This window comes from Microbacterium sp. BE35 (genome assembly GCF_031457705.1).
In the GTDB taxonomy this organism is placed as follows: Bacteria; Actinomycetota; Actinomycetes; order Actinomycetales; family Microbacteriaceae; genus Microbacterium; species Microbacterium trichothecenolyticum.
This window is the reverse complement of sequence record NZ_JAVDXD010000004.1, coordinates 402,526-426,409: the sequence shown is the minus strand read 5'-3', so window position 1 is coordinate 426,409 and position 23,884 is coordinate 402,526. Positions and strand designations below refer to the sequence as shown.

25 protein-coding genes and 1 tRNA gene are annotated in these 23,884 nt (G+C 70.3%); 19 read left to right on the top strand and 7 right to left on the bottom strand.

What is annotated here, in order from left to right:
- The 16 genes from J2Y46_RS15870 to der all read left to right on the top strand — a co-directional run.
- Positions 1-1,440 (top strand): primosomal protein (locus J2Y46_RS15870; protein WP_310243553.1); only part of this gene is annotated, 1,440 nt, incomplete at its 5' end.
- On the top strand, positions 1,440-2,474 hold the full coding sequence (locus J2Y46_RS15865) for an HAD-IIA family hydrolase (RefSeq protein WP_310243549.1): 1,035 nt from the start codon (positions 1,440-1,442) through the stop codon (positions 2,472-2,474). The genes J2Y46_RS15870 and J2Y46_RS15865, both read left to right, overlap by 1 nt.
- A 53-nt stretch (positions 2,475-2,527) precedes the next feature.
- Complete coding sequence (locus J2Y46_RS15860; protein ID WP_169748688.1) at positions 2,528-2,686, top strand: hypothetical protein; 159 nt, start codon at positions 2,528-2,530, stop codon at positions 2,684-2,686.
- Positions 2,683-3,483: a TlyA family RNA methyltransferase gene (locus tag J2Y46_RS15855; protein ID WP_045299155.1), complete on the top strand. Its 801-nt coding sequence runs from the start codon at positions 2,683-2,685 to the stop codon at positions 3,481-3,483. Before J2Y46_RS15860 ends, J2Y46_RS15855 begins: the two co-directional genes overlap by 4 nt.
- Positions 3,480-4,496 (top strand): NAD kinase, encoded by a 1,017-nt coding sequence (locus tag J2Y46_RS15850; protein ID WP_045299153.1) that lies wholly within the window; start codon positions 3,480-3,482, stop codon positions 4,494-4,496. Before J2Y46_RS15855 ends, J2Y46_RS15850 begins: the two co-directional genes overlap by 4 nt.
- Entirely contained in the window at positions 4,493-6,184 is a 1,692-nt protein-coding gene (recN, locus tag J2Y46_RS15845) for a DNA repair protein RecN (RefSeq protein WP_310243543.1), read from the top strand. Before J2Y46_RS15850 ends, recN begins: the two co-directional genes overlap by 4 nt.
- A gap of 77 nt (positions 6,185-6,261) precedes the next feature.
- Positions 6,262-7,959 (top strand): CTP synthase, encoded by a 1,698-nt coding sequence (locus J2Y46_RS15840; RefSeq protein ID WP_045299149.1) that lies wholly within the window; start codon positions 6,262-6,264, stop codon positions 7,957-7,959.
- Positions 7,960-7,963: 4 nt separating this feature from the next.
- Positions 7,964-8,548, top strand: coding sequence for an NUDIX hydrolase (locus J2Y46_RS15835; protein ID WP_310243540.1), 585 nt, complete (start codon positions 7,964-7,966; stop codon positions 8,546-8,548).
- A 66-nt stretch (positions 8,549-8,614) separates the two neighbouring features.
- Positions 8,615-9,565: a site-specific tyrosine recombinase XerD gene (xerD, locus tag J2Y46_RS15830; RefSeq protein ID WP_310243536.1), complete on the top strand. Its 951-nt coding sequence runs from the start codon at positions 8,615-8,617 to the stop codon at positions 9,563-9,565.
- Between the two features lie 111 nt (positions 9,566-9,676).
- Positions 9,677-10,561: a ParA family protein gene (locus J2Y46_RS15825; RefSeq protein ID WP_045299144.1), complete on the top strand. Its 885-nt coding sequence runs from the start codon at positions 9,677-9,679 to the stop codon at positions 10,559-10,561.
- On the top strand, positions 10,545-11,384 hold the full coding sequence (locus J2Y46_RS15820; protein WP_310243532.1) for a ScpA family protein: 840 nt from the start codon (positions 10,545-10,547) through the stop codon (positions 11,382-11,384). The genes J2Y46_RS15825 and J2Y46_RS15820 overlap by 17 nt, the downstream gene beginning before the upstream one ends.
- Positions 11,374-12,018 (top strand): SMC-Scp complex subunit ScpB, encoded by a 645-nt coding sequence (gene scpB, locus J2Y46_RS15815; RefSeq protein WP_045299140.1) that lies wholly within the window; start codon positions 11,374-11,376, stop codon positions 12,016-12,018. The genes J2Y46_RS15820 and scpB overlap by 11 nt, the downstream gene beginning before the upstream one ends.
- Entirely contained in the window at positions 12,015-12,788 is a 774-nt protein-coding gene (locus tag J2Y46_RS15810; RefSeq protein WP_310243530.1) for a pseudouridine synthase, read from the top strand. Before scpB ends, J2Y46_RS15810 begins: the two co-directional genes overlap by 4 nt.
- Entirely contained in the window at positions 12,789-13,895 is a 1,107-nt protein-coding gene (locus J2Y46_RS15805) for a prephenate dehydrogenase (protein ID WP_310243528.1), read from the top strand.
- Positions 13,888-14,616, top strand: a complete 729-nt coding sequence (cmk, locus tag J2Y46_RS15800) for a (d)CMP kinase (RefSeq protein WP_310243526.1) — start codon at positions 13,888-13,890, stop codon at positions 14,614-14,616. The genes J2Y46_RS15805 and cmk overlap by 8 nt, the downstream gene beginning before the upstream one ends.
- Before the next feature lies 1 nt (position 14,617).
- On the top strand, positions 14,618-16,156 hold the full coding sequence (gene der, locus J2Y46_RS15795; protein WP_310243524.1) for a ribosome biogenesis GTPase Der: 1,539 nt from the start codon (positions 14,618-14,620) through the stop codon (positions 16,154-16,156).
- Positions 16,157-16,199: 43 nt separating this feature from the next.
- Here the strand turns inward: der and J2Y46_RS15790 are convergent, their stop codons facing one another.
- Positions 16,200-16,625, bottom strand: a complete 426-nt coding sequence (locus J2Y46_RS15790) for a GNAT family N-acetyltransferase (protein ID WP_310243523.1) — start codon at positions 16,623-16,625, stop codon at positions 16,200-16,202.
- Between the two features lie 83 nt (positions 16,626-16,708).
- Between J2Y46_RS15790 and J2Y46_RS15785 the strand changes: the two genes are divergently transcribed.
- On the top strand, positions 16,709-17,611 hold the full coding sequence (locus tag J2Y46_RS15785; RefSeq protein ID WP_310243521.1) for an NUDIX hydrolase: 903 nt from the start codon (positions 16,709-16,711) through the stop codon (positions 17,609-17,611).
- A gap of 256 nt (positions 17,612-17,867) precedes the next feature.
- Here J2Y46_RS15785 and J2Y46_RS15780 read toward each other — a convergent pair whose 3' ends face one another.
- Complete coding sequence (locus tag J2Y46_RS15780; RefSeq protein WP_045299127.1) at positions 17,868-18,245, bottom strand: RNA-binding S4 domain-containing protein; 378 nt, start codon at positions 18,243-18,245, stop codon at positions 17,868-17,870.
- Positions 18,242-18,919, bottom strand: a complete 678-nt coding sequence (locus J2Y46_RS15775) for a lysoplasmalogenase (protein WP_310243519.1) — start codon at positions 18,917-18,919, stop codon at positions 18,242-18,244. The genes J2Y46_RS15780 and J2Y46_RS15775 overlap by 4 nt, the downstream gene beginning before the upstream one ends.
- A 37-nt stretch (positions 18,920-18,956) precedes the next feature.
- Between J2Y46_RS15775 and J2Y46_RS15770 the strand changes: the two genes are divergently transcribed.
- Entirely contained in the window at positions 18,957-20,135 is a 1,179-nt protein-coding gene (locus J2Y46_RS15770; protein ID WP_310243518.1) for a low temperature requirement protein A, read from the top strand.
- Positions 20,136-20,144: 9 nt separating this feature from the next.
- On the opposite strand, the gene J2Y46_RS15765 is transcribed toward J2Y46_RS15770, so the two are convergent.
- A complete protein-coding gene (locus tag J2Y46_RS15765; RefSeq protein ID WP_310243515.1) occupies positions 20,145-20,732 on the bottom strand; it encodes a GNAT family N-acetyltransferase in 588 nt (195 codons plus the stop codon).
- A 130-nt stretch (positions 20,733-20,862) separates the two neighbouring features.
- Between J2Y46_RS15765 and J2Y46_RS15760 the strand changes: the two genes are divergently transcribed.
- A tRNA-Pro gene (locus J2Y46_RS15760) sits at positions 20,863-20,936 on the top strand.
- A 221-nt stretch (positions 20,937-21,157) separates the two neighbouring features.
- On the opposite strand, the gene J2Y46_RS15755 is transcribed toward J2Y46_RS15760, so the two are convergent.
- From J2Y46_RS15755 to J2Y46_RS15745, 3 genes are read right to left on the bottom strand one after another with little or no spacing between them, the layout of a single operon-like run.
- Positions 21,158-22,045, bottom strand: a complete 888-nt coding sequence (locus J2Y46_RS15755) for an aldo/keto reductase (RefSeq protein WP_045299119.1) — start codon at positions 22,043-22,045, stop codon at positions 21,158-21,160.
- Complete coding sequence (locus J2Y46_RS15750) at positions 22,042-22,917, bottom strand: helix-turn-helix transcriptional regulator (RefSeq protein WP_045299116.1); 876 nt, start codon at positions 22,915-22,917, stop codon at positions 22,042-22,044. Before J2Y46_RS15750 ends, J2Y46_RS15755 begins: the two co-directional genes overlap by 4 nt.
- Position 22,918: 1 nt before the next feature.
- Complete coding sequence (locus J2Y46_RS15745) at positions 22,919-23,806, bottom strand: aldo/keto reductase (RefSeq protein WP_045299114.1); 888 nt, start codon at positions 23,804-23,806, stop codon at positions 22,919-22,921.
- Between the last annotated feature and the right edge of the window lie 78 nt (positions 23,807-23,884).

Below are 23,884 nucleotides of genomic sequence, written 5' to 3'. Positions count from 1 at the left end.
TACGCGAAGCGTGACGGCGACCACAAGCCGTACGTCAAGCGCGAGGGTGATCGTCCCTACGCGAAGCGTGACGGCGACCGTCCCTACGCGAAGCGCGACGGCGACCGTCCTTACGCGAAGCGTGACGGCGACCACAAGCCGTACGTCAAGCGCGAGGGTGATCGTCCCTACGCGAAGCGTGACGGCGACCGTCCCTACGCGAAGCGTGACGGTGACCACAAGCCCTACGTCAAGCGCGAGGGTGACCGCCCTTACGTCAAGCGTGACGGCGACCGTCCTTACGCGAAGCGTGACGGCGACCGTCCGTACGCGAAGCGTGACGGCGAGCGTCCCTACGTCAAGCGTGACGGCGACCGTCCGTACGCGAAGCGTGACGGCGAGCGTCCCTACGTCAAGCGTGACGGCGACCGTCCTTACGTCAAGCGCGACGACGACCGCAAGCCGTACGAGCGCTCTGCGCGTCCGACTCGCGGGGGAGCCGACCGCCCCGACCGTGCCGTGCGCGAGGGCGAGATCCGTCCCGTCCGCGCCCGGCACGACGACCCGGTCATTCCCGAGGATGTGACCGGCCGCGATCTGCCGCCGGCTGCACGCAACGAGTTGAAGACTCTGAGCAAGGAGAACGCCGAGGAGGTCGCGCGTCACCTCGTGATGGCGTCGCAGCTGATCGACGAGGACCCGATGCTGGCGCATCAGCACGCGCTGTCCGCGTCTCGCCGTGCCGGTCGCATCGCCGTCGTCCGCGAGACGCTCGCGATCACCGCGTACGCGACGGGCGACTTCGCGCTCGCCTTGCGCGAGCTGCGCACATACCGACGCATCTCGGGGCGTGACGACCAGATCGCCCTGATGGTCGACAGCGAGCGAGGCGTCGGGCGCGCCGATCGTGCGCTCGAGGTCGGCCGTGCCGTCGACCGCTCCACTCTCGAGACGCCCGTACGCGTCGAACTGGCGATCGCGATGTCGGGCGCCCGTCTGGACCTCGGCGAGCCCGAGCGCGCGCTCCATGAACTCGACATCCCCGAGCTCGATCCCGATCGTGCGTTCGAGTGGAGCCCGGCGCTGTTCGCGGCCCGGGCAGCGGTGCTCGAGGAGCTCGGCCGCGCGGAAGAGGCGGCGCAGTGGCAGCGTCGTGCCGTGGTCGCCGCAGAGGCGATCGACGCGGCATCCGGTCTCGGCGATCTCGAGACGGTCTTCGTCGAGGAGGTCATCGAGATGGACCTCGACGACGAAGAGGAGGAAGACGACGACTCGGACGACATTCTCGACGAGGACGACGACTCCGACGACACTCACGCCGGGGCCGAGACGCCTGAGGACCTCGACGAGTCCGAGCCCGACGCCACGGAGCCCGAGGAGATCTCCGTCGACGACGAGGTCGCCGAGATCCTCGTGGAGGCAGGGGTCGACGCGTCCGGCGACGACGAGGCCGACCGCTGATGGCGCTGTTCGGGCGGCGGGCTGCGACGCCCGCCCCGCTCGACGGCGTCGACGTGGTGCTGGCCGATCTCGACGGGGTCGTCTATGCGGGTGCCGGCGCTCTGCCGCACGCGGTCGAGAGCCTCAACCGCGCCCGCGACGGCCGCTCGCTCGCGTACATCACCAATAACGCTGCGCGCACGGATGCCTCGGTCGCGGCGCATCTGAGCGAGCTCGGGCTCGCGACCACTCCGCGTGACGTCGTCACCAGCCCGCAGGCCGCGATGCGGCTGCTCGCTGAGAAGATCGCGCCCGGCTCCACTGTGCTCGTCGTCGGCGGCGATGGTCTCGTCGTCGAGGTCGAGAAGGCCGGGTTCATCGTGACGCGCAGCGCCGACGACGCGCCGTCGGCCGTCGTGCAGGGGTTCGCGCCCGAGGTCGGCTGGACTCAGCTGGCTGAGGCGGCGTTCGCCCTCAGGACGCCCGAGGAAGACGGCGGCATCCCGTGGGTGGCGACGAACACGGACTGGACGATCCCGCAGTCGCGCGGCATCGCGCCCGGCAACGGCACCCTGGTCTCCGCCGTGCACACCGCAGTCGGCCGGCTCGCAACCGTCGCAGGCAAGCCCGAGGTGCCGATCTTCCAGGAGGCGGTCGCACGGTTCGAGGCGCAGCATCCGTTGTTCCTGGGTGACCGCCTCGACACCGATATCCTCGGCGCCAACCGTGCCGGCATCGCGTCTGCCCTGGTGCTCACCGGCGTGGACCGTCCGAAGCACGTGCTGGCAGCACCGGAGAACTCGCGTCCGACGTACATCCTCGGTGACCTCCGCGAGCTCCACGAACCGTACCCCGAGGTTCAGGTGAAGGACGGCGTCGCCACAGTGCGAGACGCTCGTGTCGCGATCGACGGCGCCGACATCCGGATCCTGAGCGAGGGCATGCCGGTCGATCTCGTGCGCGCGGGCGCGGCGGCGATCTGGTCGACCGGGCGCGCGATCTTCGGCTTCCGCGTGCCCGAGCGTCTCTACGCGGATCCGTTCCACCGCCCCTGATCCTCGCCGCGGAAAAGCGGGGAGTGTCGGGTGGGCCCCCGTATTCTGGGGACATGGATGGAGCCGACGCGCATGAGGACGAGCACGGCGATCTGCTGTCGACCCTCGAGGTGATCGAGGCGCAGCCGCTGGCCACGCGTGCCGAAGCGTATGACACGCTGCATGACACGCTCGCCCGTCGCCTCGAGGCGACCCCCGGCACCCCGTCATGACGAGCCGCCTCGATGCCGCTCTCGCAGCCCGGGGTCTCGCGCGCTCCCGCACCCACGCCGCGACCCTGATCGCGGATGGGCTCGTGACGGTCGACGGCCGCCCCGTGGTGAAGGCCTCGACTCCCGTGGGCGACGAGAGCCTGATCGACGTGGCTGTTTCCGACCACTACGTCAGCCGTGCGGCGCACAAGCTCATCGCCGGCCTCGACGCCTTCCAGGTGGACGTCCGCGGCCGCGTGGCGCTCGACATGGGCGCGTCCACCGGCGGCTTCACCCAGGTGCTGCGCGAGCGCGGCGCCGAGCCGGTGATCGCCGTGGATGTCGGTCACGGGCAGCTCGCAGCATCCGTCGCCGAGGATCCTGGTGTCGTCGCGGTCGAGGGGTTCAACGTCCGCTACATGACCCCCGACTCGCTCGCCGAGGCGAGCAGCGTCTCCGAAGAGCCCTCGGTGATCACGGGCGACCTGTCGTTCATCTCGCTCACCCATGTTCTTCCTGCAGCACGGGCGGTCGCAGCATCCGATGCGGATCTCGTGCTGCTGATCAAGCCGCAGTTCGAGGTCGGGCGCACAGCGGTCAAGGGGGGCCTCGTGACCAACCCCGTGCTGCGCGCCGACGCAGTCGCGCGCGTGCTGTGGGCGGCGTGGGACGTGGGCCTCGGAACGTGCGGTGTCGTCTCCTCCCCGCTCGCGGGTACCCATGGCAATTCCGAGTTCATCGCGCACCTCGCGCCGGGGCGGGGGAGCAATCCGACAGAATGGTTGAGCACTGTGAACCGACTGGCGGGGAGCCGATGAACGACGCCGAGACCGAGGCCCAGCGCAGCATCCTCGTGGTGGCGCACGCCCATCGCGCCGACACCGTCGCTGCCGCGGAGCGGGTCGTCGCCGCGCTGCGGGCCGCCGGCGCCAGGCCCGTCCTCGCCCTCGACGACGGCGAGGACCTCGTGCAGGCGGGGCCTTCGCTGGCCGACGTCGCCGTACTGGGCATCGACGTGCCGGTGACCGACATCGAGCTCGCGATCGTCGTCGGTGGCGACGGAACGATCCTGCGGGCCGCCGAACTCGTCCGCGAAGGGCGTGCGCCGGTCCTCGGCATCAACATGGGCCACGTCGGCTTCCTCGCCGAGATCGAGCGCGACGACATGGATGAGGCCGTCCGCCGCGTCATCGCGCGGGACTACGAGGTCGAGGAGCGCATGGCGCTCCAGGTGCGGGTGAAAGACACCGGCGACTCCGTGATCTACGAGACGTGGGCGCTCAACGAAGCGACGGTCGAGAAGGCCAGCCGTGAGCGCCTGCTCGAGGTCGTCGTCGAGATCGACGGCCGGCCCCTGTCGACGTTCGGCTGCGACGGCATGGTCGTCTCGACACCCACGGGGTCGACCGCCTACAACTTCTCCGCGGGCGGCCCCGTGATCTGGCCGACCGTCGAGGCGATCGCCGTGGTGCCGCTGTCGGCCCACGCACTCTTCGCCAAGCCCCTCGTCGTCGGCCCCGAGCACTCTGTGGCGATCGAGGTGCTCGAGCGCACCAACGGCACCGGCATCCTCTGGTGCGACGGGCGTCGGTCGCACGATTTGCCTCCGGGCGCGCGCGTCGTGGTGCGGCGGTCGGATCGCCCGGTGCGCCTCGCGCGCCTGCACCCCGCTCAGTTCACCGACCGCCTCGTGCGCAAGTTCCGCCTCCCCGTCGAGGGGTGGCGCGGTCCGGCCGCGATCACGGGCGTCTTGCCCACCCAGTCGCAGGCGCATGCTGCGGTCGTCGACGACGTCGAGACCGACATCGTCGGCAGCGAGGTCGCCCCGTGATCGAGGAGATGCGCCTGCGGGACCTCGGGGTGATCGCCGAGGCGACGCTGCCGATCGGCGCGGGCTTCACGGCGATCACCGGTGAGACCGGTGCCGGCAAGACGATGGTCGTGACGGGACTCGGGCTGCTGCTCGGTCAGCGCGCCGACTCCGGCGCCGTGCGCGCGGGCGCCGCCCAGGCGACGGTCGACGGCGTGTGGATCGTCCCCGAGGACGGAGCGGTGGCAGCGCGCGTGCGCGAGGCGGGCGGCGACGTCGAGCCGATCGGCGGCGGTCGTGCCGAGCTGTACATCGGCCGGTCGATCTCGAGCGAGGGCCGGGGCCGGGCGTCCGTCGGCGGCCGCGCCGCACCGGCTGGAGTGCTCGCCGATCTCGCCGACGAGCTCGTCGTCGTGCACGGGCAGTCCGATCAGCTGCGACTGCGATCCGCGGCCGCACAGCGTGACGCGCTGGACCGGTTCGGCGGCGAGACAGTCCACACCGCACGCGACGCCTACCGCCGGGCGTTCGAACACTGGCGTGCGATCGACCGCGAGCTGTCGGAGCTCACCGACGACCGCGACGCGCGGGCGCGCGAGGCCGAAGACCTGCGGAACCAGCTCGCCGAGATCGAGCAGGCCGCGCCGGAATCCGGCGAGGACGCCGAGCTGGCGACTCGCGCCGAGCGTCTGGCGAATGCCGAGGAGCTCCGTGTCGCCGCCGCGACCGCTCATGACGGGCTCTCCGGCGAGGGTGACGAACCCGACGCCGGGGCGCTGCTCGCCGAGGCGCGCCGCGCCCTCGAGCGCGTGCACGACCCCGTGCTGGCAGAGCTCGCGGGGCAGCTTGCCGACGTCGGCTATCGCGTCGCCGATATCGCCGCAGCGCTGGCGGGCTACCTCGCCGACCTCGACGAATCGGGGCCGCACGAGCTCGCCGCGGTCGAAGAGCGCCGCGCCGTGCTCGCCGGCCTGGTCCGCGCGCACGGCACGCTCGACGCAGCCATCGAACTGCTCGACACCGGCTCTTCCCGCCTCGCCGAGCTCGACGACGACTCCGATCGCATCGACCGGCTGACGGCGGAGCGGGATGCCGCGGCATCCGTCCTCGACGAGACCGCGGGTGTGCTCACCGCGGCTCGCACCGAGGCGGCCGCCCGGCTGGGTAGCGCCGTGAGCACCGAGCTGCGGGCACTCGCGATGCCGGACGCGCGCCTCGAGGTCGCCGTGACGGCGGGCACCGAGTCCGCGTCGGGGCGCGACGACGTCGCCATCCTGCTGGCGCCGCACCCGGGCGCCGAGCCGCGGGCCGTCTCGCGCGGTGCGAGCGGCGGTGAGCTCAGCCGTGTCATGCTCGCGATCGAGGTCGTGATCGCCGCCGTCGATCCGGTGCCCACGTTCGTCTTCGACGAGGTCGACGCGGGCATCGGCGGCGCCGCCGCCATCGAGGTCGGCCGCCGCCTCGCGCGCCTGTCGGAGTCGTCGCAGGTGATCGCGGTCACCCACCTCGCGCAGGTCGCGGCGTTCGCCGCCAACCACCTCACGGTGGTGAAGGCGAACGACGGCTCGGTCACGGCGTCCGATGTCCGTCGCCTGGACGGCGCCGACCGCGAGGCCGAGATGGCGCGTCTGCTGTCGGGCATGCCCGACTCTGACGCCGCCCTCACCCATGCACGCGAGCTGCTCAGCCTGCGCACCGAAGTCGACTGATCGAGGGGGCGGCCCCCGCGTGTCCTCAGCTTCCGCGAAGCTCACCGACACACTGCCTGATAGGATAAAAGCCCGTGATGCAGACTTCTGATTCTTTCCGCGGCGACACTTCGAACGACACCACCAAGCACATCTTCGTGACCGGTGGTGTCGTTTCCTCGTTGGGCAAGGGTCTCACCGCGGCCAGCCTCGGAAATCTCCTCACCGCCCGCGGACTGCGTGTCGTGATGCAGAAGCTCGACCCGTATCTGAACGTCGATCCGGGCACGATGAACCCGTTCCAGCACGGCGAGGTCTTCGTGACCGACGACGGCGCCGAGACCGACCTCGACATCGGCCACTACGAGCGCTTCCTCGACATCGAGCTGAGCCAGGCCGCCAACGTCACGACGGGCCAGATCTACTCGCAGGTCATCGCGAAGGAGCGCCGCGGCGAGTACCTCGGCGACACCGTGCAGGTGATCCCGCACATCACCGACGAGATCAAGCGCCGCATGCGCCTCCAGGCCGACGAGACGCCCAAGCCCGACGTGATCATCACCGAGATCGGCGGCACGGTCGGCGACATCGAGTCGCAGCCGTTCATCGAGTCGGCGCGTCAGATCCGTCACGAGCTCGGCCGCAACAACGTCTTCTTCGTGCACGTCTCGCTCGTACCCTTCATGGGCGCGTCGGGGGAGCAGAAGACCAAGCCGACGCAGCACTCCGTCGCCGCGCTCCGCTCGATCGGCATCCAGCCCGATGCGCTGGTGCTGCGCAGCGACCGCCCCGTCACCGAGTCGAACAAGCGCAAGATCGCGCTCATGTGCGACGTCGACGAGGGGGCCGTCGTGAACGCGGTCGACGTGCCGAGCATCTACGACATCCCCTCGATGCTCAACGAGCAGGGCCTCGACGAGTACATCGTCCGCGCGCTCGGCCTGTCCAAGGCCGCCGACGTCGACTGGTCGCGCTGGCAGCGCGTGCTGAACGCCGTGCACAACCCGAAGCACGAGGTCACGGTCGGCCTGGTCGGCAAGTACATCGACCTGCCGGACGCCTACCTCTCGGTAACCGAGGCCCTGAAGGCGGGTGGGTTCGCGCAGGAGACCCACGTCAACATCCGCTGGATCCCCTCGGACGAGTGCGAGACGCCCGAGGGCGCCGCCAAGGCGCTCGGTCCGCTCGACGGCATCGTGATCCCCGGCGGCTTCGGCATCCGCGGTATCGAGGGCAAGATCGGTGCGCTCAAGTTCGCGCGCGAGCAGGGCATCCCGACGCTCGGCATCTGCCTCGGTCTGCAGTGCATCGTCATCGAGTACGCCCGTCACGTCGCCGGGATCGAGGATGCCTCGTCGAGCGAGTTCGACCCCGACACGCAGCATCCCGTCATCGCGACCATGGAGGAGCAGGTCGACATTCTCGACCACGGCGACCTGGGCGGCACGATGCGTCTCGGCCTGTACCCGGCCGACCTCGCGGAGGGCTCGATCGCGGCCGAGGTGTACGGCGCGCAGCGCGCGTCGGAGCGCCACCGCCACCGTTACGAAGTGAACAACCGCTACCGCGACCAGATCGCGGACGCCGGTCTGGTCTTCTCAGGCATCAACCCCGACCTGAATCTGGTCGAGTACGTCGAGCTGCCGCGCGACGTGCACCCGTACTACATCGCGACGCAGGCGCACCCCGAGCTGCGCTCGCGTCCGACGGACGCCAACCCGCTGTTCCGCGGTCTCGTCGGCGCGGCGCTCGAGCGGCACCGCTCGAGCGAGCTGTTCGAGGTCGAGAACGACTGACGTGATGGCAGAACTCCTCGCCGACGAGCCCGTCGACGCCACCATCCTCGACAGCGACCTGGTCTACGAGGGCCGGGTGTGGGACGTTCGCAGCGACACCGTGGCGTACGGCGACGGGCAGATCGTGCGCCAGTACGTCGATCACCCCGGTGCGGCCGCCGTCGTGGCGGTGGACGACGAGGGGCGGGTGCTGCTGATCCAGCAGTACCGGCACCCGATCCGCCACCGCGACTGGGAGATCCCGGCCGGCCTGCTCGACGTGTCCGGCGAGACGCCGCTGGAGACCGCCCGACGCGAGCTCGCCGAGGAGGTCGACCTCGTCGCCGCGTCGTGGGAGCCGCTCGTGAGCATCTTCACCACTCCCGGCGGGAATGACGAGATCGTCCACCTGTTCCTCGCGCGGGGCCTCACCCCCGCGACCGAGGTGCACGCCCGCGAGGACGAGGAGGCCGACATCCGCCTCGAGTGGCTGCCGCTCGCCGACGCTGTCGCGGGGATCCTCGCGGGGCGGCTGCGCAACGGCATCCTCGCGGTGGGCCTGCTCGCTGCCGCCGAGCGCCTCCGCCAGGCCGATCCCGGGGGAGCCTGACAAACCTTCCGGAGTTCGCCGACGAGCCGGCTGGACGTGAGACCCTCGTGACAGGAGGCGCCTGACATGCAGATCGCTCGAGCGATGGACTCGTACCTGCGCCACGTCGCGATCGAGCGCGGCCTGTCCGAGAACACCGTCGCGGCGTACCGGCGCGACCTCGCCGGCTACGCGGACTGGTTGCGCGATCAGCACATCGACGACACCGCCGCGGTCACCGCGGTGACACTGGCGAGCTTCATCGCCGACCGCGCGGCCGCCCAGCCGCCGATGGCCGCATCGTCGCTGGCGCGGCTGCAGTCCTCGGTGCGGGGGCTGCACCGCTTCCTCGCCCGCGAGGGCATCGAGCCGGCCGACCCGTCGTCCAACCTGCGCCCGCCGAAACAGCCGCGTCGGCTGCCCAAGGCGCTCACGATCGACCAGGTGGAGAGCCTGTTGGATGCCGCGGGCCCCGCGCCGGCGACCGAGGCCGACGCGTCCGGCAACGGGGGAGCGGCGGCCGGCGATCTGCTCGGCATGCGCGACCGCGCCCTGCTCGAGCTGCTGTACGCCACCGGTGCGCGCGTGTCGGAGATCGTGCAGCTCGACGTCGACGACGCGGCGCACGGCGACGTGCTCCGCGTGCGGGGAAAGGGATCGAAGGAGCGCATCGTGCCGGTCGGCTCATACGCTCGCGCGGCCGTCGACGCCTACCTGACCCGCGCGCGGCCCGAGCTCTCGCATCGCGGGAGAGCGACCCCGAAGCTCTTCCTCGGCGCGCGGGGGGCGCCGCTGTCGCGCCAGAGCGCCTGGCTGATCATCCAGTCGGCGGCCGAGCGCGCTCACCTCACCGCGCATGTGTCGCCCCACACCCTGCGGCACTCGTTCGCGACCCACCTCCTGCAGGGCGGCGCCGACGTCCGCGTCGTCCAGGAGCTGCTGGGGCACGCCTCCGTCGCGACGACCCAGATCTACACCTACGTGTCGGTCGACGCGCTCCGCGACGTGTACGCGACATCGCATCCGCGGGCACGCTGACGCCGCTGCGCCGGCTCGGCGAATCCGCGGTCCGGCCCGCCGCGCCGCAGGCGTTCCGGGGCGGGGCGTGACTAGAATCGGTGGACACGAAGCACGTAGGCGGGAGCATTGGTGGCGGGCAAGGCACAGGCGGCGACGAAGGCCGCCACGGGGGACACTCCGATCGGACCCACCGGTCGTCCCTATCAGGGCTTCCCCACCCCGCCGAAGCTCGACGGTCACGGCCCCGCCCGCATCATCGCGCTGTGCAACCAGAAGGGCGGCGTCGGCAAGACGACGACCACCATCAACCTGGCCGCAGCCCTCGCCGGCTACGGCCGCAAGGTGCTCGCGGTGGACTTCGACCCGCAGGGCGCGCTGTCGGCGGGTCTCGGCATCCAGACGCACGACATCCCGACGATCTACGACCTGCTGCTCGACGGCAAGCGCGACCCGCACGAGGTCATCGTGCACACGCGCGTCGACAACCTCGACGTGATCCCCGCGAACATCGACCTCTCGGCGGCTGAGGTGCATCTCGTCAACGAGGTCGCTCGCGAGCAGACACTGTCGAGGGCGCTGCGCAAGCTCACGGGCGACTACGACGTGATCCTCATCGACTGCCAGCCGTCGCTCGGCCTCCTGACGGTCAACGCCCTCACTGCGAGCCACGGTGTCGTCATCCCGCTCGAGTGCGAGTTCTTCGCCCTTCGCGGCGTCGCGATGCTCATCGAGACGATCGACAAGGTGCGCGACCGCCTCAACCCCACCATCACGCTCGACGGCGTGCTCGCCACGATGTACGACGCGCGCACGCTCCACTCGCGTGAGGTGCTCGAGCGCGTGGTCGACGCCTTCGGCGACGACGTCCTCGAGACCGTGATCGGCCGCACCGTCAAGTTCCCGGATGCCTCCGTCTCGGGCATGCCGATCACCGAGTTCGCGCCGGAGCACGCCGCCGCGCAGGCCTACCTGCGGCTGGCGCGGGAGCTGGTCGCCCGTGGCGCCGTCGCCTGACGCTTCGACAGGCGCAGCGACCGGGGCGGGCCCCGCGGCCGGGGAGGGGTTCCGGGTCGCGCTCACCAACTTCGACGGACCGTTCGACCTCCTGCTCACCCTGATCTCCAAGCACGAACTCGACATCACCGAGGTGTCGCTGTCGCTCGTGACCAACGACTTCATCGCGTACCTCCGTGAGCTGGGGCCGGGCGAAGAGCTGGACGAGGCATCCGAGTTCCTCGTCGTCGCCGCGACCCTGCTCGACATGAAGGTCGCGGGGCTGCTGCCGCAGGGCGAGCTCGTCGACGCCGAGTCGGTCGCGCTCCTCGAGGCGCGCGATCTGCTGTTCGCGCGACTGCTCCAGTACCGCGCGTTCAAGGAGGTGTCGTCCTGGTTCGAGCGGTGCCTGCGCCGTGAGGCCGTCCGCCACACGCGCTCCGTGCGCCTGGACGAGAAGTACCGCAACGCCGCTCCGGAGCTCGTGTGGTCGCTGAGCGCCGACGACTTCGCCGCGCTCGCGCTGCTGGCGATGACGCCGAAGGAGATCCCGCGCATCGGGTTCGACCACCTGCACGCGCCGCTGGTGAGCATCCGCGAGCAGGCCGCCATCGTCGTGACTCTGCTGCGGGACGCCGGGTCGCTGACGTTCCGCGAGCTCATCGCGGGCGTCGGCCAGCCGGGCGTGGTGGTCGCCCGCTTCCTCTCGGTGCTGGAGCTGTACCGCCACGCCGCATTGTCCTTCGAACAGCTCGAGCCGCTCGGCGAGCTGACTCTGCGATGGAGCGCGCAGCGCTGGAGCGACGAGAACCTCGCCACCTTGGGAGCCGACTATGACCGATGATGCTTCGACAGGCTCGACGACCGGGAGTGAGAGCTCAGCAGCCCGGGGCGACGCACCCGTCGTGACCGCGACCGATGTGGCACGCAGGCTGGAGGCGATCCTGCTGATCGTCGAAGAGCCGCAGAGCCTCGTGAGCCTGGCGGCCGCCGTCGGCGCACCGGTGCCGGCAGTGCGCCAGGCGATCGAGACCCTCGTCGACGACTACGACGGCAAGTCCGGCGGGCCGGTGCGCGGCTTCGAGCTGCGCGAGGTCGGCGGCGGCTGGCGTCTCTACGTGCGTGAGGAGCTCGACGATCTCGTCAGCGAGTACGTCGGAGGGCAGGCGCCGTCGCGCCTTTCGCAGGCGGCGTTGGAGACCCTCGCGGTCATCGCCTACAAGCAGCCGGTGACCCGCAGCCAGGTCGCCTCCATCCGTGCCGTGAACGTCGACTCGGTCGTGCGCACGCTGCTCGCGCGCGGGCTCATCACCGAGCTCTTCGCGGATGCCGAGACCGGCGCGATCAACTACGGCACCACCGATGCCCTGCTCGTGCATCTCGGCATCAACTCGCTGGACGAACTGCCGCACATCTCGCCGCTGCTGGACGGCGCAGACGAGGTCGGCGACAACCTGGACGAAGGAGTGCGTCGATGACCGACGGATCGGAATCGACCGAGGGCGTGCGCCTGCAGAAGGCCCTCGCCAACGCGGGGGTCGCGTCGCGTCGCGTGGCCGAGCAGCTGATCGTCGAGGGGCGCGTCCGCGTGAACGGCGCGGTGGTCACCGAGCTCGGCTCACGCGTCGACCCCGAGACCGACCTGGTCGACGTCGACGGCACGGCCGTCCAGTTCGACCAGTCCAAACGGTACGTCATGCTCAACAAGCCCACGGGCGTCGTGAGCTCGATGAAGGACGACCGCGGCCGCCCGGATCTCCGCCGCTTCACGAAGGACTGGGACGAGCGCCTGTACAACGTGGGGCGATTGGATGCCGAGACCAGCGGTCTGCTCGTGCTCACGAACGACGGTGAGCTCGCGCACGTGCTCGCGCACCCTTCGTTCGGCGTCACCAAGGTCTACATCGCCAAGGTCGACGGCCGCGTGACGCCGCAGACCATCCAGCGGCTCCTGCGCGGCGTCGACCTGGAGGACGGCCCGATCTCCGCCGACAAGGCGCGGCTGCTGTCGTCCTCGGCCAAGGGCGGTGGCTCGCTCGTCGAGCTCACGCTCCACTCGGGGCGCAACCGCATCGTGCGCCGCATGATGGCCGAGGTGGGGCATCCGGTCGTCGAACTCGTGCGCCGGCAGTTCGGGCCGCTCCACCTGGGAACGCTGCCAGCCGGGCGCACCCGGGAGTTGACTAAAGTGGAGCGGGGCGCTCTGCTGACTCTTTCGCGCCAAGCCGCAGGTCAACAGGAGGATTAAGTGATAGCGACCTCCCTTGCTCCGCGCGTGCAGGGCACCGTGCGCATCGTCGGCGCCGGCCTGCTCGGCGCAAGCATCGGCCACGCGCTCAGCGCGCGCGGGATCGACGTCGCTCTGGACGACACGTCACCCTCGCAGCTGCGTCTCGCGATCGACTACGGCGCCGGCCGCCGCGCGGCCGATGACGACGCGCCGTCGCTCGTCGTCGTCGCGGTGCCACCCGATGTCACGGCCGACGTCATCCAGCGGGAACTCGAACGCCACCCGCAGGCCGTGGTGACGGACGTCGCGAGCGTCAAGCTCGAGCCGCTGCGCACCCTGCGCGAGCGCGGCGTGGACCTCACCCACTACATCGGCTCGCACCCGCTCGCCGGACGCGAGCGCGGGGGAGCGATCTCCGCCCGAGCCGACATCTTCGTCGGGCGCCCGTGGGTCGTCTGCCGCGACGAGGAGACGCCGTCGGCCGATCTGGCCCTGGTCGAAGGCCTCGCGCTCGACCTCGGCGCGACGCCTATCGAGATGACACCCGAGGACCACGACCGCGGCGTCGCGCTCGTCTCGCACGTGCCCCAGCTGGTCGCCAGCCTGCTCGCCGGACGCTTCGTCGACGCGCCCGACGGGTCGCTGCGGCTCGCGGGCCAAGGCGTGCGCGACACGACCCGCATCGCGGCATCCGCTCCCGAGCTCTGGGTGCAGATCCTGGGCGCGAACGCGGCGCCCGTCGTCGACGTGCTCGACCTGATCGCGGCCGACCTCACCGCCGTCGCGGACGCCCTGCGCGAGCCCGATGCCCCGGGTGCGCGCCGTGCCGTCGCCGACACGATCCGTCGCGGGAACGACGGCGTCGAGCGCCTGCCCGGCAAGCACGGCCAGAACCGCCGCTTCGAGCAAGTCGTCGTGATGGTCGACGACACCCCCGGCCAGCTCGGACGCCTTTTCGGCGAGCTCGGCGACCTCGACGTGAACGTGGAAGACCTGCGCCTGGAGCATTCGCCCGGCGCCCAGTTCGGCCTCGCCGAGATCAGCGTCGTCCCGAGCGCCGTGCGCCGGGCGATCGACGGTCTCGAATCGCGCGGCTGGAAGATAGCGAGCACCACCAATGACTGACCCCGCGATCACCAAGCCGGGCCCCGATCCCGTCGTCGTCGCGATCGACGGACCCGCCGGCAGCGGCAAATCCAGCGTCTCCAAGCAGGTCGCCCGACGTCTCGGCTACGGCTACCTCGACACCGGAGCGGCCTATCGCGCCCTGGCGTGGCACGCGCTCGAGCGCGGCATCGATACGTCGGACGCGGCATCCGTTCTCGACGTCTCGGGTGACTTCGACTATGCGATCTCGCTCGATCCCGACGCCTACTGGGTGCGGGTCGGGGCGAGCGACGTGACCGACGCGATCCGCGAGCCTCGCGTGTCGGACGCCGTCAGCGGCGTCGCGCGCGTGCCCGCCGTGCGGGAGTCGGTGAACGCGCTGTTCCGCGCGCTCGTCGCCGGCTCCGCGCGTCCGGGCGTCGTCGTCGAGGGTCGCGACATCACGACGGTCGTGGCCCCCGACGCCCCGGTGCGCATCCTCCTGACGGCCGCGCCCGAGATCCGCGCCGCGCGCCGCAGCGCGGAACTCACGACGCAGGATGCCGCCACCGTCGCCGCCGCACTCCACCAGCGCGACGCCTCCGACTCGGCCGTCGTCGACTTCCTCACCGCCGCGCCCGGCGTCGAGGTCGTCGACTCGACCCCTCTCGATTTCGACCAGACCGTGGACGCCGTGCTCGGCGTGATCCAGGCCGCGCTGAGCGCGCCGACGGTCGACCCACTGCAGACAGGAGCCTGAGATGGCCGCCGACCACAATCCCGACTTCGACGAGTTCGAGGCCGGCGACGACAACCTCGCCGAGAACCTCGCGGACCTCGACGACGAGCTCGCCGAGCAGCGCGCCGTCGCCCTGCGCGTCGGCCTCGACGACTACGACCTCGACGACGAGGACGCGGCGCTGCTCGCGGGCATCGTCCGCGGCGAGGACGGCATCGAGTTCCTGCCGGCGCTTCCGGTCGTCGCGATCGTGGGTCGCCCGAACGTCGGCAAGTCCGCGCTGGTGAACCGCATCCTCGGTCGTCGCGAGGCCGTCGTCGAGGACACCCCGGGTGTCACGCGCGACCGCGTCACGTACAAGGCCGAGTGGATGGACCGCCGTTTCACGCTCGTCGACACCGGCGGGTGGGAGCCCGACGCCCGTGGCATCGACCGCTCGGTCGCCGCGCAGGCCGAGGTCGCGATCGACCTGTCGGACGTCGTGCTGTTCGTCGTCGACGCGATGGTCGGCGCCACCGCGACCGACGAGCACGTCGTGCGCCTGCTGCGCAAGGCCAACAAGCCCGTCTTCCTCGTCGCGAACAAGATCGACGACGCCCGCCAGGAGCCCGAGGCCGCGGCGCTGTGGAACCTCGGACTCGACCAGCCGTGGCCGGTCTCGGCCATCCACGGCCGTGGCGTCGCCGACCTCCTCGACGAGGTCGTGAAGGTCATGCCCGACGTGTCGGCGGTGGCCAAGGCCGAGGTCGGCGGACCGCGTCGCGTCGCAATCCTGGGCCGACCGAACGTCGGCAAGTCGTCTCTGCTGAACAAGGCCGCGGGCGAGGAGCGCGTCGTCGTCAACGAGCTCGCCGGCACCACCCGTGACCCGGTCGACGAGGTCGTCGAGCTCGGCGGCAAGTTGTGGCGCCTCGTCGACACCGCCGGCATCCGTCGCCGCGTGCACCTGCAGCAGGGCGCCGACTTCTACGCCTCGCTGCGCACGTCGGCGGCGCTCGAGAAGGCCGAGGTCGCGATCGTCGTGATCGACGTGACCCAGCCGATCAGCGTGCAGGACCTCAACATCATCGACCTCGTCCTCGAGTCGGGTCGTGCGCTCGTCATCGCCTACAACAAATGGGACCGCCTCAACGACGACGACATGGACGGCCAGGACCGCCGCCGCTACCTCGAGCGCGAGATCGAGCAGGACCTCGCTCACGTCGCGTGGGCGCCCCGGGTCAACATCTCGGCGCGCACCGGCCGTCACCTCGACAAGCTGGTGCCGGCGCTCGAGACCGCTCTCGAGTCGTGGGATCAGCGCATCCCGACGGGCAAGTTCAACGCGTTCCTCACCGAGCTCGTCGCCGAGCACCCGCACCCGCTGCGCGGCGGAAAGCAGCCGCGCATCCTGTTCGGCACGCAGGCCTCGACCCGCCCGCCGACCTTCGTGCTGTTCACGACCGGCTTCCTCGACCCGGGCTACCGCCGCTTCATCCAGCGGCGCCTGCGCGAGCTGTACGGCTTCGAGGGCTCGCCGATCGTGATCAACATGCGCGTACGCGAGCGTCGCCAGCGCTGACGCGAGCTCTCTGAATGACGGATGCCTCGGCCAGAGGCATCCGTCAGCTCCGGTTGTGCCGGTACAGAGCCGGGCGCACCATCGCGGTCGCGTCGGGCGCGGCGAAGCCGAACTGCCGGTACAGGCCGTGCGCATCGCCGGTGAACAGCGTCCAGCGCATGTCGGCGCCCGGGCCGTCGTCGATCATGAGGCGGATGAGGCGCTTGCCGAGTCCGTGCCCGCGGTGTGCGCCGGTGACGAAGACATCGGCGAGGTAGGCGAAACCGACGCCGTCCGAGACGGCTCGGGCGAAGCCGACCAGCTCGCCGGTCGGGCGGTGGTAGGCGGCCACCAGCCGCCAGGCGTTGTCGAGCTGCGTCTCGACCTGCTCGCGCGTGCGCCAGCCTCCCCAGTACGCCTCCGTCGAGAGCCACGCCCACACCGCGTCTCGCGGGACGCGGGTCGGGTCGTCGTCGAGTTCGTAATCCATGCACCCCATTGTGGCGAGTCTCCAGGTGACGGCGACGAGGCCGATCCGGCGTTCGCGGCCCGCTCGTGTGACAGGCTGGCAGGGTGACGATCGAGCCTCCCGCCCCCGGTGAGCCGCGCCGTCCGCACGGACCCCGCGACCCCGGGGACGCGTGGGTCGTGGCGCCGACGGGGGAGCGGTACTGGGGCCGATTCGGCGCGGCCGGCCTGCTCGCGGTCGACGCCGAGCGGGGTGTGCTGCTGCAGCACCGCGTCTCTTGGAGCCACTTCGGCGACACCTGGGCACTGCCCGGCGGCGCCCGCCACCGGGGCGAGTCCGCCTGCGATGGCGCGCTGCGCGAGGCAGCCGAGGAGGCCGGTGTGCCCGATGCCGCGGTGCAACCCCGCGTGCTCAGCGTCTTCGACCTCGGCTACTGGAGCTACACCACTGTCGTGGGCGACGTGGTGGTGCCGTTCGAGCCCACCATCAGCGACCCTGAGAGTCGCGAGCTCGCCTGGGTGCCCGTCGACGAGGTCATCGAGTACGCGCTGCACCCCGGCTTCGCGGCCTCGTGGGAGAGGCTGCGCGGCCTCCTCAGCGTGCGGCCGGCGGTGATCGTCGACATCGCGAACGTCATGGGCTCGGTGCCCGACGGCTGGTGGCGCGACCGCCCCGGCGCAGCTACCCGCCTCATCGCGCGTATCGCCGAGCTCGCCGTGCACGGTGTGCAGGCGTCCGCGCTGGAGCTGCCCGAGCAGACCTGGTACCCGGAGTGGACTGCGGTCGTCGAGGGGCAGGCGCGCGGGGTCGAGGGTGCCCCTGGCGTCGAGGTGGTCAGGGCCGAGGCATCCGGTGACGACGCCATCGTCGCTGCGGCTCAGCGGGCCGTCGCCGCAGACCGTGTGGTGACGGTGGTCACGAGCGACCGCGGCCTCGCCGCGCGGGTGACGGATGCCGGAGCCGCCGTCCGCGGTGCGCGCTGGCTGCTCGACCTCCTGGAGAACTGAGACCCGCCGGACGACCGGAGGCCTCCTTGCGGGCCCGCGGGATCGGCGCCAGGCTTTCGCTCAGCGAGAAGACTGCCGCACGACACCTCGCCAACGTCTTCGGCAAGCCGGTTCAGTCTCCCGCCGGGCCCGATCTGGGCGCTGCACACGTTCTACGTCGTCTCGTGCGCCATCATGCGCGTGCTCTGCGTGGCGCAGCGGCCTGCGGCGATACGGCGCAGGGCGGTCGATGATCTGCGCCCCGCACCCGCGGCGCTCACTCGGCGTCGCGCCCGCGCAGACGATCGATCTCGCGCCGCTCGCGCTTCGTCGGGCGGCCGGCGCCTCGGTCGCGCTGTGCCATGACCGGAGTGGGATCTCGCGGGGGAGTGCGATCATCGACCGCCTCTGCCGCCGGCGCCGCGCCGACACGCTTCGAGATCGGCTGCTTGACCACCAGGATGCGGTCGAACCCGTTCACCCGAACGCGCAACTCGTCGCCGGGGCGCACCGGCTGTGCGGCCTTCGCGCGCTCGCCGTTGACCCGTACATGCCCGGCGCGGCACGCGGTGGTCGCCGCCGAGCGTGTCTTGTAGACCCGGATCGCCCACAGCCAGGCATCCACGCGCACGGCCCTGGCCGAGGCATCCGTCACGAGATCACCGCCGGTGTCGGCGCCGCGCGCCGCACGCGCACGCTCACGAGCACGCCCGCCGCGATGAGCCCCTGGCCGAGGCAGTAGGTGAGCATGACCAGCGGGCTCGTCCAGTCGGGCATCGCGTCGGGCGTGAACAGCCGGAAGGCGAGCACCGAGTCGGACGTCAGGAAGAACACGCCGCCCCACACCACCAGCGGATGACAACGGGATGCTGCCACCGCTGTGCCGCCGAGCACGAGACCGTAGATCGCCACGGCGAAGGCGAGACCGCCGAGATGCGGCCACAGCACGACGAGGAGCACCACCCACCACACGGCGTAGACGGTGGCCCAGAGCGGCACGCGGCGCACGGCGAGCCTCCGCCAGAACAGCCAGATGTAGCAGAGGTGCGCGAGGCCGAAGAACAGCAGCATCATCGGCACCGTCGGCAGCCACGGGACGAACGTGCCGGCGCCGTCGCCGAGCCACGACAGCACGATCGCGACCACGAGCAGGGTGTGGGCAGGCGTCCATGGAGACCCCCACGCGCCCCACACGACCGCGAGGCCGAGTAGCGGCATCAGGGCGAGCTTCGTGGGGGCGGCCAGGGCGTCGGAGCCGGCGGCGAGCGCCGCGATGTGCACGATCGCCACCGCGATGTACGGCACGAACCCGATCCAGAGCCGACGCATGATCCTCCTCGATACGCAGGGCAACCATAATCGTCGCATGACCGATGTGCTGGCTCGGATGGGCCTCGTCCGGATGTCCGCACGCGATACCGGTGCGGCGCACCGCGTGTCGACACCGCTGGAGCTGCTGTTCGACCTCGTCTTCGTCGTCGCGGTGTCGCAGGCGTCGCAGAATCTGCACCACCTCATCAGCGAGGACCACGTGGGCCAGGGCGTGCTCGCCTACCTCATGGTGTTCTTCGCGATCTGGTGGGCGTGGATGAACTTCACATGGTTCGCGTCGGCCTTCGACACCGACGACTGGCTCTACCGTGTCCTCACGATCGTCCAGATGGGCGGGGTGCTCGTGCTCGCGGCGGGCGTGCACGACGCGATGGTGGAGTTCGACTTCCTCGTGGTGACATGGGGCTACGTCATCATGCGGTTGGCCATGGTGGCGCAGTGGCTGCGGGCCGCAGCATCCGATCCCGAATCTCGCAGCACCGCGCTGCGCATGGCCCTCGGTGTGGCGGTGGTGCAGGTGCTCTGGGTCGCGCGCATCTACCTGCTGGACGATGTGGCGCAGTTCTGGACGTTCTTCGTGCTCGTCGTGCTCGAACTGCTGGTGCCGGTGTGGGGCGAGGCGTCAGGGCGCACCGCGTGGCACCCGCACCACATCGCCGAGCGGTACGGGCTGTTCACCCTGCTGCTCCTCGGCGAGAGCCTCCTCGCCTCGGCGAACGCCATCATCGACGCGCTCGGCGAGGGCGAGCACGTCCCGGAGCTCGTGACGCTCGCGATCTCGGGCATCGTCGTCACCGCCGGGATCTGGTGGGTCTACTTCTCGCGCGAGCAGCAGCATCGGCTCGAAGGCAGAAAGTCCGCCTTCCGCTTCGGCTACCTGCACTACGTGATCTTCGCGGCCGTCGGCGCCGTGTCGGCCGGTGTGGAGGTCGAGATCGACGAGATCACCGGCCACACCGAGATTCCGCACGCGATCGCCGGCCTCGCACTGACCCTGCCCATCGCGATCGTGGTGGCGGGGTCGTGGGTCGTGCTGCTGCGCGCGTCGCTGTCGCGGTGGGCGTCGGCCGCCGTGCTCGCCGGCGCGGTGCTGATCGCGCTGGCCGGCCTGCTGCCGTCGGGGGAGTACGTCGTCGCCGCTGCGCTCCTGGTGGGCGTCGTCGTCGTGCTCGAGGTCGATCGGGTGCGTCGGGAGGCGACCCCGGTGCACTGAGGCTCGGGCTCACCCCGCGAGGTCGAGCGAGACGATCGCGAGGTGCGGCTTCGGACGCGCGACCTCGCGGAACCCGGCCTCTTCGAACGTCGACAGCACGCCGTGGAACAGGTCGTTGGCAGGGATCTTCTTGCCGGCGCCGGGGTCGAGCGGGTACGCCTCGATCACGCGGGCGCCGCTCGTGCGCGCGTAATCGATCGCCGCGTCGAGCAGTTTCGCGTTGAGTCCCTGGTTGCGGTGGTTCTTGCGCACGACGAAACAGCTCACCGACCATACCGATTCGTCGTCCCAGGGCTCCTGCGACCCATCCGTGAAGTTGCGCGTGCGGCCGATCCGCACCTGCTTCGTGCGCGGCCCGATCCGCACCCAGCCGGCCGCTTCGCCGTCGACGTATGCGATGAGGGCGGGAGGGGGACCGGCGTCGATCTCGTCGCGCAGCAGACCCTCGCGCTCATCTCGCGACGTCTTCTGCCACTCGGCGTTCGTGATCATCCACCATTGGCACTGGCAGCCGTGCCCGTCGCCTCCGCCGCTGAGCGCGTGCTGCGCGTCGTCGAAGCGATCTGCGGTGGCCGGTTCGATGGTGATGTGCGCCATGTCGCGACGCTAGTGCGCCCCACCGACACGGGCAAGCGATCGAGGATGCCACGCCCGGGCGTTCCTCGGTTCGCGAGGCCTCCGCGGAGCGGGTAGGATGGGGGAGTTGTCCACGCGCAAGCGCGGTCAACGGGATGTGGCGCAGCTTGGTAGCGCACCTGACTGGGGGTCAGGGGGTCGCAGGTTCAAATCCTGTCATCCCGACAGTTCAGAAAAATCCCCGGTGAGACTGCGAAAGTCTTACCGGGGATCTGTCGTCTGTGGAGCGTCCTCCCGGGAGAGCGCCGAATGAGCGCCGACGACGTCGACGAGTTCACGCGGCTTCTGGCCTTGTTCTGCGTGATGCGCCATCCGAGTCTCGTAGCGATCACCACCTGGTCGTGAACCGGTCCCAGGGCGTCGCCGGCGAGCTCCTCGTTCGCGTATCAGGGCTCGGGGATTTCGACGTCCCAGGTGGAGGGATCGACTCCGTCGGGATCGGGTCCGCCGCGGATTCCACGATCGAGCGCATCGATCTCGGTGAGTTCGTCGGTGTCGAGCTGGAAGTCGAACACGTCGATGTTCTGCGCGATTCGTCCCGGATCGGTCGATTTGGGTATTGCCGAGCGTCCCTGCTGCAGGTGCCATCTGAGCATGACCTGTGCGGGGGTCTTTCCGTGCGTCTCGGCGATGCGACGGATGGTGCCGTCCTCGAGAACGCTGGCACGATTCTCACCCCAGCCGGGGTAGAACGTGATTCCTCCGATCGGCGACCACGCTTGAGTGAGGATGCCGCTCTCTGCGTTCGCGCGCTGGACGTCAGGCTGAGTGAAGTAGGGGTGCAGCTCGACCTGGTTGACTGCCGGTACGACGGTCGTCTGTTCGCGCAGGGCCGCGAGGTGGTGGGGCATGAAATTGCTGACCCCGATGGACCGCACGTGCCCGTCATCCAGGAGTCGCTCGAGGGCTCGGTAGGCTCCCACGGTTCGTTCGAAGTGCTGCGGCATGGGCTGGTGCAGGATCAGGAGGTCGATCTGCGAGATCCCGAGCTTGGTCGCGCTCTTCTCGAACGCGTGCAGCGTCTGGTCGTAGCCGTAGTCGCTGACCCAGACCTTGGTCTCGACGAACACCTCGGCGGGGTCGATATCTGACCGGCGGATGCCGTCGCCGACTTCTCGTTCGTTGCCGTACCCGGCCGCGGTGTCGATGTGCCGATAGCCGGCCTTCAGCGCGGTCTCGACGGCGACCGCTGTCTCTTCCGGTGAGCTCTGGAAGACTCCGAAGCCGATCGAGGGGATGCGCACGCCGTTGTTCAGGGTGATGGTGTCGTTCACGAGGTTTCCGCTCGGTGTGGTGGCGAGTCCAAGGGGGTCTTCGCCCACGAGGCCAGAACCGCCATTCGCTCGGCGGTGGGCGAATGGGGCTCGACCGTGTAGACGAGCATGGTTAGCCCTGGTTCGGTGGTGAGGTCGAAGGATTCGTATCCGAATTCGAGGTCTCCCACGGCCGGATGCCGGTACCGCTTCGTTCCACGCTGGTATCTGATGACGTCGTGCGAAGCCCACAGTGACCGGAACTCGTCGCTCTGCGTGGACAGCTGGCCGATGAGGCGGATGAGCGCGTCGTCGAAGGGGTCCCTCCCGGCCGCTTGGTGCAGCAGCGCGACGGCATTCCTCTTGGCGCGGGCGAAGTCGATGTAGAAGTCCCGAGCCCGCCGATCGAGGAACTGGAAGGCCGCCGCGTTGAACAGCGCAGCGCCCTTCGGCGGCAGGGGGTACAGTGCTGCCCCGAGCGCATTGGCGGCCACGACGTCCAGCCGGGCGTTCTGCACGATCGCCGGCACGGTGATCGCATCGAGCACGGCCTGGGTCCCGGGGGTTGCGGCCGCCGGGGTCTTCGGTCGTGGCTTTCGTCGGTGGGGCGCCGCGGTGACGTCCACCAGATTCAACAGGTGCTCCCGCTCGATGTCATCCAGCTGCAGTGCGCGCGCGATCGCGTCGAGCACTTCGCGGGATGCGCCGCGGGTGCGTCCGCGCTCCAGCTTCGCGTAGTAGTCCGTGCTGACTCCCGCCAGGTGGGCCACTTCCTCCCGTCGAAGGCCCGGGACCCTCCGGGCGCCGCCGAAGACGGGCACGCCGGCCCGCTCGGGGGTGATCCTGGCACGCCGCGAGGTGAGGAAGCTGCGGATCTCGTCGGGAGTGGACAAGTCAGGCAGCGTCGATCGTGAGCTCGATGACGTCGGGGGTGGCGTCGTCGGGGTCGATGGCGCCGCGCGTGCCGGTATCGAGCGCTGCGATCGCCTCCAGGTCGTCGGCTGTCAGCTCGAAGTCCAAGACGGCGAAGTTCTCCGCGATCCGCTGGGGGTTCACCGACTTGGGGATGGCGCTGCGCCCCTCCTGCAGATGCCAGCGGAGGATCACCTGGGCGGGGCTCCGGCCGTGCGCAGCAGCGATGCCCTGGATCACCTTGTTCTGCAACGGCGGCACCGCGCCCTGGTCGCCTGCCCACCCGTAGACGCCGCCGATCGGCGACCACGCTTGGGTCAGGATGCCGAGTTCTCGGTGCAGGGCGACCTGGTCGGGCTGCTGGAAGTTTGGGTGCAGCTCGATCTGGTTCACGGTGGGCATCACGTCCGTCTCTGTCAGAAGCGCTTTCAGGTGCTCCGTCTTGAAGTTGGCCACTCCGATCGCGCGGACACGCCCGTCCGTGAGGAGGCGTTCGGCCGCCTTGTATGCGGCGATGGTGTCGTTCCAGTTCGCCGGCCACGGCCAGTGCAGCAGGTAGAGGTCGAGGTAGTCGACGCCGAGCTTGGCGGTGCTGATGTCGAACGCGCGCAGAGCGCTGTCGAACCCGTAGTCAGTCATCCACAGTTTCGTCGTGAGGAAGACGTCGCCGCGATCGACCCCGGAGTCACGGATACCCTGCCCGACTTCACGTTCGTTGAAGTACGCCGCCGCTGTGTCGATCAACCGGTAACCGGCCTGCAGCGCGGTGGTCACCGCCGACGTCGCCTCTTCGCCGTCGCTCAGCAGTACACCCAGCCCCAAGGCGGGGATCTCGACAGCGTTGTTCAGGATGATCGTCTTGTCGCTCATGCCAGTCCTCTCACTTTCTTCTCGAGTCAAGCCATCGGCGCGTTGTCGGGGAAGGGCGAGTCGAACAGTGGTCTGGTG

Excerpts from the sequence above, each read along its gene's own strand:
- J2Y46_RS15865 (WP_310243549.1), top strand. The coding sequence starts at position 1,440 with ATGGCGCTGTTCGGGCGGCGGGCTGCGACGCCCGCCCCGCTCGACGGC.
- J2Y46_RS15860 (WP_169748688.1), top strand. The coding sequence starts at position 2,528 with ATGGATGGAGCCGACGCGCATGAGGACGAGCACGGCGATCTGCTGTCG.
- J2Y46_RS15855 (WP_045299155.1), top strand. The coding sequence starts at position 2,683 with ATGACGAGCCGCCTCGATGCCGCTCTCGCAGCCCGGGGTCTCGCGCGC.
- J2Y46_RS15850 (WP_045299153.1), top strand. The coding sequence starts at position 3,480 with ATGAACGACGCCGAGACCGAGGCCCAGCGCAGCATCCTCGTGGTGGCG.
- J2Y46_RS15840 (WP_045299149.1), top strand. The coding sequence starts at position 6,262 with ATGCAGACTTCTGATTCTTTCCGCGGCGACACTTCGAACGACACCACC.
- J2Y46_RS15835 (WP_310243540.1), top strand. The coding sequence starts at position 7,964 with ATGGCAGAACTCCTCGCCGACGAGCCCGTCGACGCCACCATCCTCGAC.
- xerD (WP_310243536.1), top strand. The coding sequence starts at position 8,615 with ATGCAGATCGCTCGAGCGATGGACTCGTACCTGCGCCACGTCGCGATC.
- scpB (WP_045299140.1), top strand. The coding sequence starts at position 11,374 with ATGACCGATGATGCTTCGACAGGCTCGACGACCGGGAGTGAGAGCTCA.
- J2Y46_RS15810 (WP_310243530.1), top strand. The coding sequence starts at position 12,015 with ATGACCGACGGATCGGAATCGACCGAGGGCGTGCGCCTGCAGAAGGCC.
- cmk (WP_310243526.1), top strand. The coding sequence starts at position 13,888 with ATGACTGACCCCGCGATCACCAAGCCGGGCCCCGATCCCGTCGTCGTC.
- der (WP_310243524.1), top strand. The coding sequence starts at position 14,618 with ATGGCCGCCGACCACAATCCCGACTTCGACGAGTTCGAGGCCGGCGAC.
- J2Y46_RS15790 (WP_310243523.1), bottom strand. The coding sequence starts at position 16,625 with ATGGATTACGAACTCGACGACGACCCGACCCGCGTCCCGCGAGACGCG.
- J2Y46_RS15775 (WP_310243519.1), bottom strand. The coding sequence starts at position 18,919 with ATGCGTCGGCTCTGGATCGGGTTCGTGCCGTACATCGCGGTGGCGATC.
- J2Y46_RS15770 (WP_310243518.1), top strand. The coding sequence starts at position 18,957 with ATGACCGATGTGCTGGCTCGGATGGGCCTCGTCCGGATGTCCGCACGC.
- J2Y46_RS15765 (WP_310243515.1), bottom strand. The coding sequence starts at position 20,732 with ATGGCGCACATCACCATCGAACCGGCCACCGCAGATCGCTTCGACGAC.
- J2Y46_RS15745 (WP_045299114.1), bottom strand. The coding sequence starts at position 23,806 with ATGAGCGACAAGACGATCATCCTGAACAACGCTGTCGAGATCCCCGCC.